The sequence below is a fragment of the Bradyrhizobium sp. A11 genome (assembly GCF_042077125.1).
GTDB lineage: Bacteria > Pseudomonadota > Alphaproteobacteria > Rhizobiales > Xanthobacteraceae > Bradyrhizobium > Bradyrhizobium japonicum_B.
This window is the reverse complement of the sequence record NZ_CP149509.1, coordinates 5,639,635-5,655,088: the sequence shown is the minus strand read 5'-3', so window position 1 is coordinate 5,655,088 and position 15,454 is coordinate 5,639,635. Positions and strand designations below refer to the sequence as shown.

Sequence of the window (15,454 nt, the reverse complement as noted above, 5' to 3'; positions counted from 1 at the left end):
TCAGTAGATCATGCTGGCGGCGTTGAGGAGGCCGGCGGCGAGCGAGGCCAGGCCGAGCCAGATCGCAGGCGCGAGCTCGCCGGCATCGATACGCGTCGACAGGTTCGGCACCGGAACCTTGACGAGATAGAACACGATCACCTGCACGATCAGCGCGATGGTCGCCCAGATCAGGCAGTCCAGCACGTTGGCCGAATGCGCGATGGCGCTGACCAGCGGCGCGACGAAGCCGAGCAGGCTGAGTCCGAGCGCGATCGCCGCAGCCGGCTGGTTGTCGCGGATGAGCTGGAATTCGTTGTGCGCGGTGATACGGGTATAGACGAACAGATACGCAACGATCGCGATCAGCCCGGTGCAGAAATAGACCAGGAAGGCGGGCAGGCCGGCCAGTGATTGCAGGATCATCGTTCCCCCGTCGTGCAGCGACCATTCGTCGGCCGGGGAAGGATAGCGGTTCAAACGTTAAGCGAGGGATGAAGCGATGCCCAAAAACAAAACCCCGCCATTTGCGGCGGGGTCCAGGCTGGGAGGAGCGAGCCCTAAGGGCTCGCGACGTAACTCAAAAGGTCAGGCGGGGATGCGCTCGTCGGCCTCGTGCGGCTCGCGCAGCACGTAGCCGCGGCCCCACACGGTCTCGATGAAGTTGCGGCCCTCGGAGGCGTTGGCCAGCTTCTTGCGGAGCTTGCAGATGAAGACGTCGATGATCTTCAGCTCCGGCTCGTCCATGCCGCCGTAGAGGTGGTTGAGGAACATTTCCTTGGTGAGGGTGGTGCCCTTGCGGAGCGAAAGCAGCTCCAGCATCTGGTATTCCTTGCCGGTCAGATGCACGCGCTGGCCGCCGACTTCCACCGTCTTGGTGTCGAGGTTGACGACGAGGTCGCCGGTCTGGATGACCGACTGGGCATGGCCCTTGGAGCGGCGCACGATGGCATGGATGCGGGCCACCAGCTCGTCCTTGTGGAAGGGCTTGGTCATGTAGTCGTCGGCGCCGACGCCGAGACCCTTGACCTTGTCCTCGATGCCGGCGAGGCCGGAGAGGATCAGAATCGGTGTCTTGATCTTGGAGACCCGGAGCTGCTTGAGCACGTCGTATCCGGACATGTCGGGCAGGTTGAGGTCGAGAAGGATAATGTCGTAATCGTATAATTTACCGAGATCGACGCCTTCTTCCCCCAAATCGGTCGTGTAGACGTTGAAGCTCTCCGACTTCAACATCAGCTCGATCGACTGCGCGACGGCGCTGTCATCTTCAATCAGCAAAACGCGCATGCCAGTTCCCCATAGTCGCCGCTCCTGGGCGTCAGGTCGGCCGCATTCGCGGCACTCAACAAAACGCCTTTGAACAACTGATTCGGATCCTGACAACAGATGGTTAACAAATCCTGATTCTGGAACGCAAGTCCCTCGGGTGCAATTTTTGTCGAATCGCCCTAAGGTCTTGCGGTGAAGCAGCTTTCGTCACCCAGCTCCGTTCAAGTTCCACTTTAAGAGACGGGCCTAACCGACTCCCGCGACTCAGCCTTCTTCTGAAGGGGAGTCACGCTCAGTCACAAAGACAGTGACGCAATGATTAATGATGCGGGTAAACACGAAGTTAAGCGGCGTTCAGAAATATGGCGAAACTTAAGGTTTCCTCCGTGAAGTCCCGGGGATCGCTGCGGCGGCCGGGAATTCGCGAAGGCGACCCATTACATGAAGGCCCTCATATTGAACGCGCGCTCCTGATGAAGGCTTCCCGATGAAGGCTCTTGCCGAACAGATCGGCGACATCGACGGCATCAATATCTACGGCCGCGTGGTCGGCGTCCGCGGCCTGATGGTCGAGGTGGCCGGTCCTATTCACGCCATGTCGGTCGGCGCGCGGCTGGTGATCGAGACCGGCGCCAACCGTTCGATTCCTTGCGAGGTGATCGGCTTCTCCGGCAACAATGCTGTCGTGATGCCGTTCGCCGGCCTCGACGGCGTGCGCCGCGGCTGCAAGGCCGTCATCGCCAATGCCGCCAATCTGGTGCGGCCCTCGTCGGCCTGGCTCGGCCGCGTCGTCAACGCGCTGGGCGAGCCGATCGACGGCAAGGGACCGCTGCCGCAAGGTGCCTCGCCGATGCCGTTCCGCAACACGCCGCCGCCGGCGCATTCGCGCAAGCGCGTAGGCAGCCCGCTCGATCTCGGCGTGCGCGCGATGAACACCTTCCTCACCTGCTGCCGCGGCCAGCGCATGGGCATCTTCGCCGGTTCCGGCGTCGGCAAGTCGGTGCTGCTGTCGATGCTCGCCCGCAACGTCGACGCCGATGTCAGCGTCATCGGGCTGATCGGCGAACGCGGCCGCGAGGTGCAGGAGTTCTTGCAGGACGACCTTGGCGAGGAGGGCCTGGCGCGCTCCGTCGTGGTGGTCGCGACCTCCGACGAGCCGGCGCTGATGCGGCGCCAGGCGGCGTATCTGACGCTCGCGGTCGCCGAATATTTTCGCGACGAGAACAAGGACGTGCTGTGCCTGATGGACTCGGTGACGCGCTTTGCCATGGCCCAGCGCGAAATCGGCCTGTCCGCCGGCGAGCCGCCGACGGCCAAGGGCTACACGCCGACCGTCTTCACCGAGCTGCCGAAGCTTCTGGAGCGCGCCGGCCCGGGCCTGGGGGAGGGCGCCATCACCGCGATCTTCACGGTGCTGGTCGACGGCGACGATCACAACGAGCCGATCGCGGACGCCGTGCGCGGCATCCTGGACGGCCACATCGTGATGCAGCGCTCGATCGCCGAGCGCGGCCGCTATCCCGCGATCAACATCCTCAAATCCGTCTCCCGGACCATGCCGAAATCGGCCGATCCGCAATTCTGGCCCGTGATCCAGCGGGCGCGCCAGGTGATGGCGACCTATGCCGACATGGAGGAATTGATCCGGCTCGGCGCCTACCGGGCCGGCTCCAGCCCGGAAGTCGACGAGGCGATCCGCCTGCACGAGCCGCTGGAGGCCTTCCTGCGCCAGCGCAAGGACGAAAATGCCTCGCTTGCGGACGGCTACCGCCAGTTGGCGCAAATCCTCGGTAATTTGGAAACGGAACGCTAACTTTGTCCGGTCATCATCCGATCCCACAGAGTAGTAGAGCCGGTCTGGGCCTCCATCGGGCCCGTGGGGTGACCGGTATCGTCCCACGTGCAGCGGGGGGACTTCTGGGGAGTACGAGTCGATGAAGTCACGAGATACCCTCATTCGCCTGAAGAAGTTTCAGGTCGACGAGAAGCGCCGCCGGGTCACCCAGATCGAGACCATGATCGCCGATTTCCAGCGGATGTCGGTCGATCTCGAGCGCGAGATCCAGACCGAGCAGGAGCGCGCCGGGATCAACGATCCCTCGCACTTCGCCTACCCGACCTACGCCAAGGCCGCGATCCAGCGCCGCGAGAACCTGACCCGCTCGGCCGACGAGCTCAAGGGCCAGCTCGACGAAGCCAAGGCCGCGCTGGCCGAGGCCTTCGAGGAGCTGAAGAAGGTCGAGCTGCTCGACGAGCGCGACCAGGCCCGCGAGCGCGCCGAAGAGAATGCCCGCGAGCAGGCCGACCTCGACAGCATCGGCCTGATGCGCGCCCGCATCGGCGCCGTCGCCTGACGGCCGACAAGCAAGGCTACCAAGAAATCCGCAGAACCCGGACCCGCAAGGTCCGGGTTTTCGCATGTGCTGTCCACAGCGTGGCGCCGCGCCCCTTGGTGGTCGGCTTGGCCGCGCGCTATGGTGATGGGGATGAATGCTGTGCCAGCGACGGCGGTGCCCACCTCTCCCTTGGGAGAGGTCGGCGCGGAGCGCCGGGTGAGGGGTGACGGTCTCCCGTTGGCCCTGCGCCCCCTCACCCGATTTGCTGGGCAAATCGACCTCTCCCCATCGGGGAGAGGTGACGGCAAGCGGCAGGCCGTGTGTCAGGGGGCTGAATGCTGACGCCAGCAGAGCTGGTCGGGTTGATCGAGGCGGTGGCGAAGGGCGATCAGGCCGCGTTCGAGCGCCTCTACGCCGCCACGCGCGCGAAACTCTATGGCGTCGTGCTCCGTATCTTGCGCCGGCAGGATCTCGCAGAGGAGGTCATTCAGGAGACCTACGTCAAGATCTGGAACGGCGCCGGCCGGTTCAATCCGGCGCTGTCGTCGCCGATCACGTGGATGGCCTCGATCGCGCGCAACGGTGCGATCGACGTCGTCCGCAAGAAGTCGGAAACCTCCATCGAGGAAGAGCCTCAGGCGATGGAGGTTGCGGCCGACAGTCCCGACCCGCTGGCGCGCCGGGAGATGACCGAAGAGCTGAAGCGGCTCCTGGAATGCATCGGCCGGCTCGAGCCGGACCGTCAGCGGCTCGTGCTTCTCGCCTATTACAACGGCTGGAGCCGCGAGCAATTGGCGGAGAAATTCGCAGCCCCCGTCAACACGGTGAAGACGTGGCTCCGGCGCAGCATGTTGGATATCCGGGAGTGCCTCGGACTATAGAGGATGATGAGAGTGCAAAAGATCGTGCAGAGCTCTTGCTTCACCTCTCCCATAGGGAGAGGTCGGATTGCATCGCAAGATGCAATCCGGGTGAGGGGCTGTGCTCTCTCGTGCGACCTGAACCCCTCACCCGATTTGCTCGGGACGATGCTGCGCATCGCCCGGGGCAAATCGACCTCTCCCTTCGGGAGAGGTGAGGGAACGTGATGGCCTATACCGAGGACCATATCGCGCTCGCCGCGGAATATGCGCTCGGCACGCTCGATGCCGACGAGCGTGCGCAGGTCGAGACCATGATGGCGGTGGACGAGGCGTTCGCCGCGATCGTGCAGGCCTGGTCCTTCCGGCTCGGCGGTCTCAACCAGATGGTCGGCTCGATCGAGCCGCGGCCGATCGTGTGGGAGAACATCAGGGCCGAGATCGTGCGGTCGTCGCAGGCGCAGCAGCCGCCCGCGCTTGCGGAAGCTTCGCCGCCGCCACCTCCGCCTGCACGGGAGCTGCCCGCTGCGGGGGCGGCAGAGCCGGCGACGGAGGCTTCGCCGACACCGGCGGGGTCGCAGGCCGAGGCCGCGCCGCCGGAGATGCCGCGTCCGGAGCCGGACACGCTTGCCGACGTCGCGCCGCAATTCATCCCGCAGGTCCATGCCCCGGATCTTGCCGTCGCGCGCGCGCCGCAGGCGGCGGTCGTCGACGATGGCAACGTGATTCGTCTCGAGGGTCGCATCAAGCGCTGGCGCTCCATCGCATCCGTCGCCGGTGCGCTCGCGGCGGCGCTGCTCGTGACGCTGTCGCTCCAGATCTTCCTGCCCGACGCGCTGCCGAACGGCTTGCGTCCCGCACCGCGTATCCAGACCGTGGAAGTGAAGACACCCGCCGCGCCGCTCGCCGCGTCCGCGCAATATGTCGCGCTGTTGCAGGGCCAGGCCGGCGGTCCGGCCTTCATTCTCACCGTCGACGGCGCGACGCGGAATTTCACGGTGCGCAAGGTCGGCGCGGCGCCGGAGCCCGGCAAGAGCTTCGAGCTCTGGCTGATCTCCGACAAGCTGCCGCGCCCGCGCTCGCTCGGCGTGATCGGCTCCGGCGATTTCACCGCGCGTCCGCTGCTCGCCTCCTATGATGCCGAGATCGTCAACGGCGCGACCTACGCCGTCACCGTCGAGCAGGCCGGCGGCTCACCCGACGGCCGGCCGACCTCAGCCCCGGTGTTTTCCGGCAAGCTGATCGAGACCGTGCCGCCGTCCCAGCCGCAGGCGCCCGCGAAGAAATAGGTGCCGTAGCCCGGATGGAGCGCAAGCGTAATCCGGGGCCGCCGTCCCGCATTTCGCTTGCGCTCCGTGCGGGCAACAAGATCCCTGTCGCCAGCGTCCATCCCGCCGTCGCATCCCGACAAGCCCCCCTGAATCGGCCCCCGATTTGAACCTCGCCGCAATCCGTGGCGTCAAATTTCCGGAAATTGCAGTCGGCGCCGCCGATCGCGGAGCCGAAAGAGGGGCTAGAGATCAAATGGATGCAGCGAAAACGCCGGGCATCGTCGTTCACCAATATACGGGACTGCCGCAGGGTGCGGCGTTCGAGCATTGGCGCGAGCGGGCCGTCGGTCCCTGCGGCCTCGACATCGGACCGAGCCATGGCGACAGCATCGATTGCCGGCTCCAGGTCAGCGTGGTCGACAACATCACGCTCGTCATTCCCGAAGGCGCCTCCGCGCAATATTCCCGCACCCAGAGCCATCTCGCCGACGGCAGCGACGACCTCGTCCTGATCGCCGCCCATGCCGGCCGCGTCCGCGTCGGGCAGAACGGCCACACCGTCGAGCTTGCCCCCGCCCAGATGGTGCTCGTCGACATGAGCATCACCGGCACCGTCGGGCACACCGACGAAAACCGCTTCACCACCATCCGCATGCCGCGCCGCGCGCTGCTCGACATCAATCCGCGCGCCGAGGGCAAGCTGTCGCAAGTGCTCTCCGACGGAGCGGTCGCCGAGACCATCTTCCGCTACCATGCGCTCGCCGCCAATCACGCGCCGCATCTCGACGCGGTGGGCCAGCGCCTGACCGCGCAGCACATGGTCGATCTCGTCGGCCTCCTGCTCGGCACCGATGCCGAGCACGCGAGTCTCGCGCGCGGCCGCGGCCACGCGGCGGCGCGGCTCGACCTGATGCGTGCCGACGTGATGGCCGCGCTCGGCCGCAACGATCTGTGCCTGTCCGAGGTCGCGACGCGCTCGGGGCTCAGCCCGCGTCAGGCGCAACGTCTGTTCGAGCAGGCCGGCACGACCTTCACCGAATTCGTGCTGGAGCAGCGTCTGCTGCAGGCACGCAAGCTGCTCGGCGATCCCCGCGCCAGGGCGCGCAAGATCAGCGACATCGCGCATTCCTCGGGCTTCGCCGATCTGTCCTATTTCAACCGCGCCTTCCGCAAGCGCTTCGGCGCGACGCCGTCGGAATTGCGCGAGAGGTAAGCTGCGGTTTTCCGCAGCGGCGCGGCGCTAGCACGGTTGGTCGATCCGGCCGAATGAGCTATATCGGGCTCGGCGGGCAGACCGCAGGATTTTCTTTGGAAAGCACGGTCCACGGACATGGCGCGTATTGTCGTGCTCGGCGCTGGATTTGCAGGCCTGTGGGCGGCCATCGGTGCCGCGCGCAAGCGCGACGAGATCGGCGCCGGCCGCGATATCGAGATCTGCTTGATCGATCGCAATGCTTATCACAACATTCGTGTGCGCAATTACGAGGTCGATCTCAGCGAGGTCGCGATACCGCTATCGAAACTGCTCGATCCCGTCGGCGTCAGTCACGGGATCGGCGAGGTCGAGGCCATCGATCCAGTACGGCGCGAAATTTCGCTGGTCACAAGCAGCGGCGATGAGAAGCTGGTCTATGACCGTCTCGTGCTGGCGCTCGGCAGCGAGGTGATGCGTCCCGACACTCCCGGACTCGCGGAGCACGCGTTCGATGTCGATAGCTACGCTGCGGCGCTCCGCCTCGAGGACCATCTCGCCCGGCTAGGCCGCAGCGCGCCGTCGCAGGGGTATTCGACCGTCGTGGTGGTCGGCGCCGGCTTTACCGGCATCGAGGTGGCGGCCGAGATGCCCGACAGGCTGGCCCGTGCGGGACTTGGCGGCAGCCCCCGTGTCATCCTGGTCGATCCCAATCCAGCGGTCGGCGCCAGCATCGGCGCGGCGGCGCGTCCCGTCATCGAGACGGCGTTGGCCGCGCTCGACGTCGAGATGCGTCTCGGTGTGCGCGTCGTATCGGTCGAGTCGGCCGGCATTCGCTTGAGCTCGGGCGAGTTTATTCCGGCTCAGACGGTGATCTGGTGTGCCGGGATGCGTGCGAGCCCCCTGGCGGCAAGTTTTCCGGATGCACGCGACCGGCTCGGACGCCTCCTGGTCGATCCCTTCATGCGGGTTTCGAATGTCGGCGGCGTGTTCGCGGCCGGCGACGTCGCTTCGAGCGTGGTCGACGGGCTGCATCCGACCGTGATGTCCTGCCAGTTCGCGCGTCCCATGGGCCGCTTCGCCGGCCACAATGTTGTCGCCGATCTCACGGGCTTGCCGATGCTGTCGCTGCGGATTGACTGGTACGTGACCGTGCTCGATCTCGGCGGCTGGGGCGCCCTCTATACCGAAGGTTGGGATCGCGACGTGAGGTCGACCGGCGCAGCCGCGAAGGCGACCAAGGAGATCATCAATCGTAAGCGCATCTATCCGCCGCTCACCGGCAACAAGGACGACCTGTTCGCGGCGGCAGCTCCGACCGTGCAGGCGCCGCCACCCACTTATGGAGCGTGGTCGCACTAGCCAATCTGTGAGCTGCCGGCCCGCGGTGTGCAGGTTGGAGCTTGGCGGGAAGCGCAAGTTGCTCCCTCATTGCGAGCTGGCACTCGCGAATCCCGGACGTCGCTTCGCTCATCCGCGCTACAACCCTACAAGGCCTTGCGTTGCCCGACGGGCAAACACACAAGCCCTCGGTCAATCCGCGTCACCGAAAATATTCCGCTTTACCGAATTTCGGAAATGACGTATGAATCATTCACCACTCTCGTGCCCCGGACGCTGCGCAGCGCCCTCCTCGGCGGTGCGCTGCAGAGCCGGGGCCCATGCAGCAGTGAGCGCTGCGGCTCACTGGGTCCCGGCTCTGCGCAGCAACGCTTGCGCGTTGCAGCGCGTCCGGAACACGCGATTCATGCATTGACGTCCCCACACGCTCCGTCATGGGGTGCGCCGTGCCGAGCTTGAGGCGGATGCAACCAGAAGCAATCGCGACCCCAGACATGAGAAAGCGCCCGTGGGGGGCGGGCGCTTTCTGTAGTCGACTTGGGGTTGGGGTCGTCTACATATCCACGTGGCGACTTTGGGGGGCTGATAAAGAGCCGCGTGAATTCAAAAAACTCGTGTTCTCCTTAGCGAACGAGCGACGTGTTCGCGCTGGTGATGGTCACCGGCTTGCCGGCCTTCATGACGCGTGCAGTCTGGGTGAGGCCTTCGTCCGAGCTCGTCGCGCGCGCAGTAATGCCAAGCCCCGCAACGGCGATGCCGGCAACGAGGGCAACGACCACGATCTTCAAGTGGGTCGAGCGATCTGCGCTGTAAATCGAGTGGTTCATGGAAGGCTCCTGCCGCCATCTACCCGAAGTAGTCGCCTGCGTGTTTGGGCAGGTTCATGCTTCCGGTGCCCAACAACCTAGTATTGGGGGGATTCGTTCCCAAGAGGCCATCACAAGAGCGTGACAGGACGTGAGAAGTCGCGATCGAAAGCGACCCCTGATCGTGCATTTTTTGCAATTATTTCAAAGCTGTAATGTGCCGGTCAGGCGCCTTTTCGACAGCTGGTCGACAAGGCACCAGAACTCAAAAACCATTTGCCTGTGCCGAAAAACACACGGCTTCTTAAGACAAATCAGACGCTTCCGACCGTTTTCAACCTCGCCCTGGGGTGGATTTCAGCCTGCGACAGCACGGTGGTCTGGGCCCGGAACCGCTCCACCAGGGACCGGACGAAGGGACGAATAGCCGCAGAGGTGACCAGCACCGGCGCCTCGCCCTCGCGCGCGGCACGCTCGAAGGCTTCGCGCACGGCGGTCATGAATTCCGACAGCTTCGAGGGCTGCATCGCAAGGCTGCGCTCCTCGCCCTGGCCGATGATGGATTCGGCAAAGGCCTGCTCCCATTTTGCCGACAGTGCGATCAGCGGCAGATAGCCGGCGTAGGAGGTGTTCTGGGCGCAGATCTGGCGCGCCAGGCGCGCCCGGACATGCTCGACCATGGTCGCGGGATTGCGCGAGAAGGCCAGCGAGTCCGCGATGCCTTCGAGGATGGTGGAGAGGTCGCGGATCGAGATCCGCTCGGCGAGCAGCAATTGCAGCACGCGCTGGATGCCGGAGACCGTGACCTGTCCCGGCACGATGTCCTTGACCAGCTCGCTCTGCTCCTTGGGCAGCTCCTTGAGCAGCTTCTGCACCTCGCCATAGGAGAGCAGGTCCGACATGTTGGCCTTGAGCAGCTCGGTGAGGTGGGTGGAGAGCACGGTGGCGGCGTCGACAACGGTGTAGCCCTTGAGCGAGGCCTCCTCCTTGAGGCTGGCATCGACCCAGGTCGCGGGCAGGCCGAAGGTCGGCTCGGTGGTGTGGATGCCGGGCACCTGCACCTGGCTGCCGCCGGGATCCATGACCATGAACTGGTTCGGCCAGATCTTGCCGGTGCCGGCGTCGACCTCCTTGATCTTGATGATGTAGGTGTTGGCCTCGAGCTGGACGTTGTCGAGGATGCGGACCGCCGGCATCACGAAACCCATCTCGATCGCGAGCGAGCGGCGCAGCGCCTTGATCTGCTCGGTTAGGCGGTCGGTGCCGTCGGGGCCGTTGACCAGCGGCAGCAGGGCATAGCCGAGCTCGATCTTGAGGTCGTCGATCTTGAGCGCGGCCGAGATCGGCTCGTCCGCCGCGGCGGCGCCCGGCGCACCCGGCGTTCCCGGAGCGGGTGCGGCCTTGGCGGCTTCCTCGGCCCGGGCGGTGACGCGGTTGCGGTTGCGTGCGTTCCAGGCCAGCGCGCCGGCGCCGGCGCCGAGCGCCAGGAACGGGAGGGTCGGAATGCCCGGCAGCGCCGCCAGCACCAGCATCACCGCCGAGGACATCGCCAGCGCCTGCGGATAGCCGGAGAACTGCTTCATCAGCGCCTTGTCGGCGGCGCCGGAGACGCCGGCCTTGGAGACGAGCAGGCCGGCCGCGGTCGAGACGATCAGCGCCGGCACCTGGGTGACGAGGCCGTCGCCGACGGTCAGGAGCGTGTAGGTGCGGCCGGCGTCGGCAAACGACATGCCCTGCTGCGCCACGCCGATGATCATGCCGCCGACGACGTTGATGAAGACGACCAGGAGGCCGGCGATGGCATCGCCCCGGACGAATTTGGAGGCGCCGTCCATGGCGCCGAAGAAGCCACTCTCGTCCTCCAGCTCCTTACGGCGCTCCTTGGCGACCTTCTCGTCGATCAGGCCGGCTCCGAGGTCGGCGTCGATCGCCATCTGCTTGCCGGGCATGGCGTCGAGGTGGAAGCGCGCGGCGACTTCGGCGATACGGCCCGAACCCTTGGTGATGACGACGAAATTGACGATGATCAGGATGGCGAAGACGATGATGCCGATGACGAAATTGCCGCCCATCACGAAGTTGCCGAAGGCTTCGATGACGTGACCGGCGGCGGCCGTGCCCTCGTGCCCGTGCGACAGGATCAGGCGGGTCGAGGCCATGTTGAGCGACAGGCGCAGCATGGTCGAGATCAGAAGGACGGTCGGGAAGGACGAGAATTCCAGCGGCGTCTGGATGAACAGCGAAGTCATCAGGATCAGGATCGAGAGCGTGATCGAGATCGCCAGGAACACGTCCAGCACGATCGCAGGCAGCGGCAGGATCAGCACCACCAGGATGGTGAGAACGCCGAGCGCCAGCGCGATGTCGCCGCGCTTGAGGACGGTGACGATGTCGTTGAGGGAGGGGATCGAGGGCCTCGTGCTGCCTACGCCCTGTCCTGCGGTGACGTCGACCATGGTAGCTGCCTCCCCGCGCGACTGCCGTCCGCGCGCCCCAAACGTCTGCGCGGCGGCCGATGGGCCGCCGTTCCGAAAGTGAGGCACCGCACTGGCGTCCACGGGGTTCCTCCCGTTCTACGCGGCCGACGACACTCGACTTCACCCGGCAATTCTTGCCGGGTGTATGGTTAGCAAAGGGTTAACGCAGGGTGGGAAGTGAGGCGGGGCGGGTGTTTCGGGGCCCGGCTGTGGTCATTCCGGGGCGCGCGAAGCGCGAGCCCGGAATCCATCGGGCCGCATACGCTATGGAGAAATGGATTCCGGGCTCGCGCCAAAGGGCGCGCCCCGGAATGACGGTCGGGGAAAAGCCCCCTATTTCGCCTTCTGCATCTTCGTCACCGTGTACCCCGAGGCCGCCTCCTCGGCCTCGAAGGTCACCTTGTCGCCGACCTTCACCTGCTTGAGCATGGCGGGATCCTTGACCCGATAGACCATGGTCATGGGGTCCTCCATGCCGAGGCTCTTCGCCGGACCGTGCCTGAGCGTGATCTTGCCGGCGCCCTCGTCGATCTTCTTGACCTCGCCGCTGATCGCGGCGCTCTCGGCGGCGAGGGTTGCAGTCGCAAGGCCGACGGTCAGCGCCAGCGCGGCAGTGATACCGTTGATGCGGTTCATGTGAATCTCCTTTCGCGTTACTTCACGGTGACGTGGCCGACCATGCCGTACTCGCGGTGGTCGGGAATGAGGCACGAATATTCGAAGGTGCCGGGCTTGCTGAACTTCCAGAGGATCTCGGTCGTCTTCTTTGGTGCAAGCCGCGCCGCATTGGGCTCGTCGTGCTCCATGTGCGGATGCTTTTTCATCTGCTCCGCATGCGCGAGATTCTCTTTGGTCGTGGCGAGCAGGAATTCGTGGTCCTCCTTGCCGACATTGCGCAGCACGAAGCGGATCTGCTCGCCGCGCTTGACCTCGATTTTCGCAGGCGTGTAGTCCATCTCGTTGAGCAGGATCTCGATGGTGCGCGCGGGCTTCTTGGGGTCGCCGGGCTCGCCGGCCGAAAAGGTCGCGTGAGAGTGCTTGTCGTGCGCAAGGGCCGGCGCGGTCGACAGCGCAATCAGCGCGAGGCCGAGCTTGATCGTCTTCATGGTCAACTCCAGTTGATGGTTCATCGAAACGCTCACATCTTGTGCTTCATCGGCGGGCTGCCGGATTTCTGCCGTGCCGGCTCCGGGGCGGGTGCGGCCACTTCGTAGGCGACGGTGCCTTGCGGGAATTTGTACGGACCGGGATCGCGATAATCGTCGCGCGCGAGGTCCTCGCGGATCTTCATCACCGTGAACATGCCGCCCATCTCGATCGGGCCGAACTGGCCGGTGCCGGTCATCATCGGCAGCGTGTTGTCCGGCGTCGGCATCTCCATGTTGCCCATCGCCATGCCGGTCGAGCCCATCGCCATGCCGTCGGGCGCGAGCTTGCCCACGGCCTTGGCGAGATCCTTGCGCGACACGCCGATCAGGTTGCGCACGTCGTGCCCCATCGCGTTCATGGTGTGATGCGACTTGTGACAGTGGAATGCCCAGTCGCCGGGATTGTCGGCGAGCACGTCGAACACCCTGACGGCACCGACCGGCACGTCCGTCGTCGTCTCCGGATATTGTGCGCTCTCCGGAATCCAGCCTCCGTCGGTGCAGGTCACCGCGAAGCTGTGGCCGTGCAGATGGATCGGATGGTTGGTCATGCTGAGATTGCCGATGCGCACGCGCACCTTGTCGCCGAGCCGGACCGGCAAGGGATCGATGCCGGGAAACACCCGGGCATTCCAGGTCCACATGTTGAAGTCGGTCATCTCGTTGACATGGGGCAGGTAGGTGCCGGGGTCGACGCGATAGGTGCTCATCACGAAGACGAAGTCGCGGTCGACCGGCCGGAAGCTCTGGTCGCGCGGATGCACGACGACCATGCCCATCATGCCCATCGCCATCTGTACCATCTCGTCGGAATGCGGGTGGTACATGAAGGTTCCACTTTTCTTCATCTCGAACTCGTAGACGAAGGTCTTGCCCGGCTGGATGTGCGGCTGGGTCAGCCCGCCGACGCCGTCCATGCCGCTCGGAATGATCATGCCGTGCCAGTGCACGCTGGTGTATTCGGGCAGGCGGTTGGTGACGAAGATGCGGAGCTTGTCGCCCTCGACCGCTTCGATCGTCGGTCCGGGCGACTGGCCGTTATAGCCCCACAGATTCACCTTCATGCCCTCGGCGAACTCGCGCACCACGGGCTCGGCGACGAGATGGAATTCCTTCCAGTCGCCGTTCATGCGGAACGGCAGCGACCAGCCGTTCAGCGTCACCACGGGACGATAGTCGGGTCCGCTGGCGGGATGGAGCGGCGGCTGCATCACCACCTTGTCCATGTGCGGGGCTTCCGGAATCGACGCGGCCTGCACGCGGCCTTGAACCGCAGACGCGCCGACGAGCGCGGCGGTCCCCAAAAATCCTCGGCGGGAAAACATCTCGGTCTCCGTGTCAGTGGCCGCCGCCGGCGGCAGGCGCTGCCGCGGCGATGGCGGTTGGATTGTCGCCGCCGGCGGCCGGCACGCCGCCGCCGTTGACGGCGGTCTGCAAGTCGGCCTGGGCGAGAAAGAAGCGCTGCCTGGCGTCGATCGCGCCGCGCAGCGAGGCCAGGCGCTGCCGCGCCTCGGTCAGCAGCGCGAAGATGTCGACCTGCATGCTGGAGAAGCGCAGTTGCATCTCCTCGGTGATGATCTTGCGCAAGGGGATGATCTCGCGCTGGTAGTGGCTGGCGATGTCGTAGCTCGAGCGATAGATGCGATAGGCATCGCGCGCTTCCGAGCGCACGTTGACGGCGCGCTCGGTCAGGCGGTTGAAGGCGAGATTGTAGGTCTCCGCCGCCTGCCGCACCCGCACCTCGCCGCCGTCAAAGATCGGGATCTGGAACTGGACGTCGAAGCCGCGTTCGCGGAAAGACGGCCCTTCCGGATCCTGCGTGCGGCGGGCGATGCCGGCGAGGTCGAGCAGGGTCACGAAGCGCGTCGCCTCGGTGAGGTTCAAGGCCTTGGCCAGTGCCACCAGCTCCAGCCGCGCGATCTGCAGGTCGATGCGATGGGCAACCGCGTCGGTCTCGATCGAAGGCAAGGTCAACGGGCGGCGCGGCAGCGGCGGCAAGGCGTTCGGCAGGCGGAAGTCGAGGCCGCCGTCCCACAGCCCCATCAGGCGTGCCAGTCTTTCGCGCGAGCTCGCTGCCATCTGCCGTGCGGTGGCGAGGTCGGCGGTGGTCTCCGCGTAAAACACCTGCTCGCGCGCCTGGTCGAGCTTGTTGAGGGAGCCGGTCTCGCCGAGCTTGACGGCGAGCTGTGCGGTCGATTCCGCCGTCGCCTTGGCGTCGGTCAGCAGCGCCACCATCTCGTTGCCGGCAACGGCGCGCCAATAGGCGCGGCGGACGTCGGCTGCGAGCCGCAGCGTTGCCAGCGCCGCGCGCAACTGGGCCTGACGAAAATGCTCGCGGGCGATCTCGGAGCGGAACGGCAGGGTGGCGAGCGCGAGGATGTCGCCGACCACCTGGCGCTCGATCTCGCTGGCGCCATTGCCCGTGATGCGCGAGACCGCGAACACGGGATTGGGCGGCAGGCTCTGCTCGACCAGGTCGGTCTCGGCCAACGCCAGCTCGTTATAGGCGGCTTGCAGTCCCTTGTTGTTGAGCAGCGCGATCTGCACCGCGCTCTCGACGCTCAGCGTGCGCGCCAGCAATTGGTGAACGCGCCCCTCGACCGCGCCGGCGCCCTCAGTCGTTCGCACGAAGGCGACGTCCTTGTTGATGGCCCGGCTGGTCAGCTCGGAAACGGCGCTCATGCCGCTGTCGGGCGAGAACGCGGCGCAGCCGGAGACGCTGAACGCGATGAGGACGAGCAGGCCTCGCGCAAGATGGGATGTCATGGCGCG

The 15,454-nt window shown here is 65.6% G+C and carries 14 protein-coding genes; 6 read left to right on the top strand and 8 right to left on the bottom strand.

Going from position 1 to position 15,454, the window contains the following annotated elements; all coding sequences use genetic code 11:
- A complete protein-coding gene (locus tag WI560_RS26570; protein WP_375305569.1) occupies positions 1–405 on the bottom strand; it encodes a DUF350 domain-containing protein in 405 nt (134 codons plus the stop codon).
- A 162-nt stretch (positions 406–567) separates the two neighbouring features.
- Positions 568–1,269, bottom strand: a complete 702-nt coding sequence (ctrA, locus tag WI560_RS26565) for a response regulator transcription factor CtrA (RefSeq protein ID WP_016848562.1) — start codon at positions 1,267–1,269, stop codon at positions 568–570.
- A gap of 469 nt (positions 1,270–1,738) precedes the next feature.
- On the opposite strand from ctrA, the gene fliI reads away from it, so the two are divergent.
- The 6 genes from fliI (at position 1,739) to WI560_RS26535 (ending at position 8,272) form a co-directional block, all read left to right on the top strand.
- The gene (gene fliI, locus WI560_RS26560) at positions 1,739–3,064 is read left to right on the top strand and encodes a flagellar protein export ATPase FliI (RefSeq protein ID WP_375157081.1); all 1,326 of its coding nucleotides are present in this window, start codon (positions 1,739–1,741) and stop codon (positions 3,062–3,064) included.
- A gap of 121 nt (positions 3,065–3,185) precedes the next feature.
- Complete coding sequence (fliJ, locus tag WI560_RS26555; RefSeq protein ID WP_011084990.1) at positions 3,186–3,605, top strand: flagellar export protein FliJ; 420 nt, start codon at positions 3,186–3,188, stop codon at positions 3,603–3,605.
- A 317-nt stretch (positions 3,606–3,922) separates the two neighbouring features.
- Positions 3,923–4,468 carry a sigma-70 family RNA polymerase sigma factor gene (locus WI560_RS26550; RefSeq protein ID WP_257178130.1) on the top strand — a complete coding sequence of 182 codons (546 nt, stop codon included), beginning with the start codon at positions 3,923–3,925 and terminating at the stop codon, positions 4,466–4,468.
- Positions 4,469–4,674: 206 nt separating this feature from the next.
- Positions 4,675–5,736 carry an anti-sigma factor domain-containing protein gene (locus tag WI560_RS26545; RefSeq protein WP_375308916.1) on the top strand — a complete coding sequence of 354 codons (1,062 nt, stop codon included), beginning with the start codon at positions 4,675–4,677 and terminating at the stop codon, positions 5,734–5,736.
- 235 nt (positions 5,737–5,971) lie between these two features.
- Positions 5,972–6,931: an AraC family transcriptional regulator gene (locus WI560_RS26540; RefSeq protein WP_375305568.1), complete on the top strand. Its 960-nt coding sequence runs from the start codon at positions 5,972–5,974 to the stop codon at positions 6,929–6,931.
- Positions 6,932–7,048: 117 nt separating this feature from the next.
- Positions 7,049–8,272 carry an NAD(P)/FAD-dependent oxidoreductase gene (locus WI560_RS26535; protein WP_375305567.1) on the top strand — a complete coding sequence of 408 codons (1,224 nt, stop codon included), beginning with the start codon at positions 7,049–7,051 and terminating at the stop codon, positions 8,270–8,272.
- A gap of 602 nt (positions 8,273–8,874) precedes the next feature.
- Here the strand turns inward: WI560_RS26535 and WI560_RS26530 are convergent.
- The 6 genes from WI560_RS26530 to WI560_RS26505 form a co-directional block, all read right to left on the bottom strand.
- Entirely contained in the window at positions 8,875–9,078 is a 204-nt protein-coding gene (locus tag WI560_RS26530) for a hypothetical protein (RefSeq protein ID WP_024341740.1), read from the bottom strand.
- A gap of 293 nt (positions 9,079–9,371) precedes the next feature.
- Positions 9,372–11,513: a flagellar biosynthesis protein FlhA gene (gene flhA / locus WI560_RS26525; protein WP_375305566.1), complete on the bottom strand. Its 2,142-nt coding sequence runs from the start codon at positions 11,511–11,513 to the stop codon at positions 9,372–9,374.
- Between the two features lie 354 nt (positions 11,514–11,867).
- A complete protein-coding gene (locus WI560_RS26520) occupies positions 11,868–12,170 on the bottom strand; it encodes a copper-binding protein (protein ID WP_375305565.1) in 303 nt (100 codons plus the stop codon).
- A 17-nt stretch (positions 12,171–12,187) separates the two neighbouring features.
- A complete protein-coding gene (locus WI560_RS26515; protein ID WP_375305564.1) occupies positions 12,188–12,664 on the bottom strand; it encodes a cupredoxin domain-containing protein in 477 nt (158 codons plus the stop codon).
- A gap of 8 nt (positions 12,665–12,672) precedes the next feature.
- Positions 12,673–14,007, bottom strand: a complete 1,335-nt coding sequence (locus WI560_RS26510) for a copper oxidase (protein WP_375305563.1) — start codon at positions 14,005–14,007, stop codon at positions 12,673–12,675.
- A 13-nt stretch (positions 14,008–14,020) separates the two neighbouring features.
- Positions 14,021–15,448: a TolC family protein gene (locus WI560_RS26505; RefSeq protein WP_375305562.1), complete on the bottom strand. Its 1,428-nt coding sequence runs from the start codon at positions 15,446–15,448 to the stop codon at positions 14,021–14,023.
- Positions 15,449–15,454 lie beyond the last annotated feature (6 nt).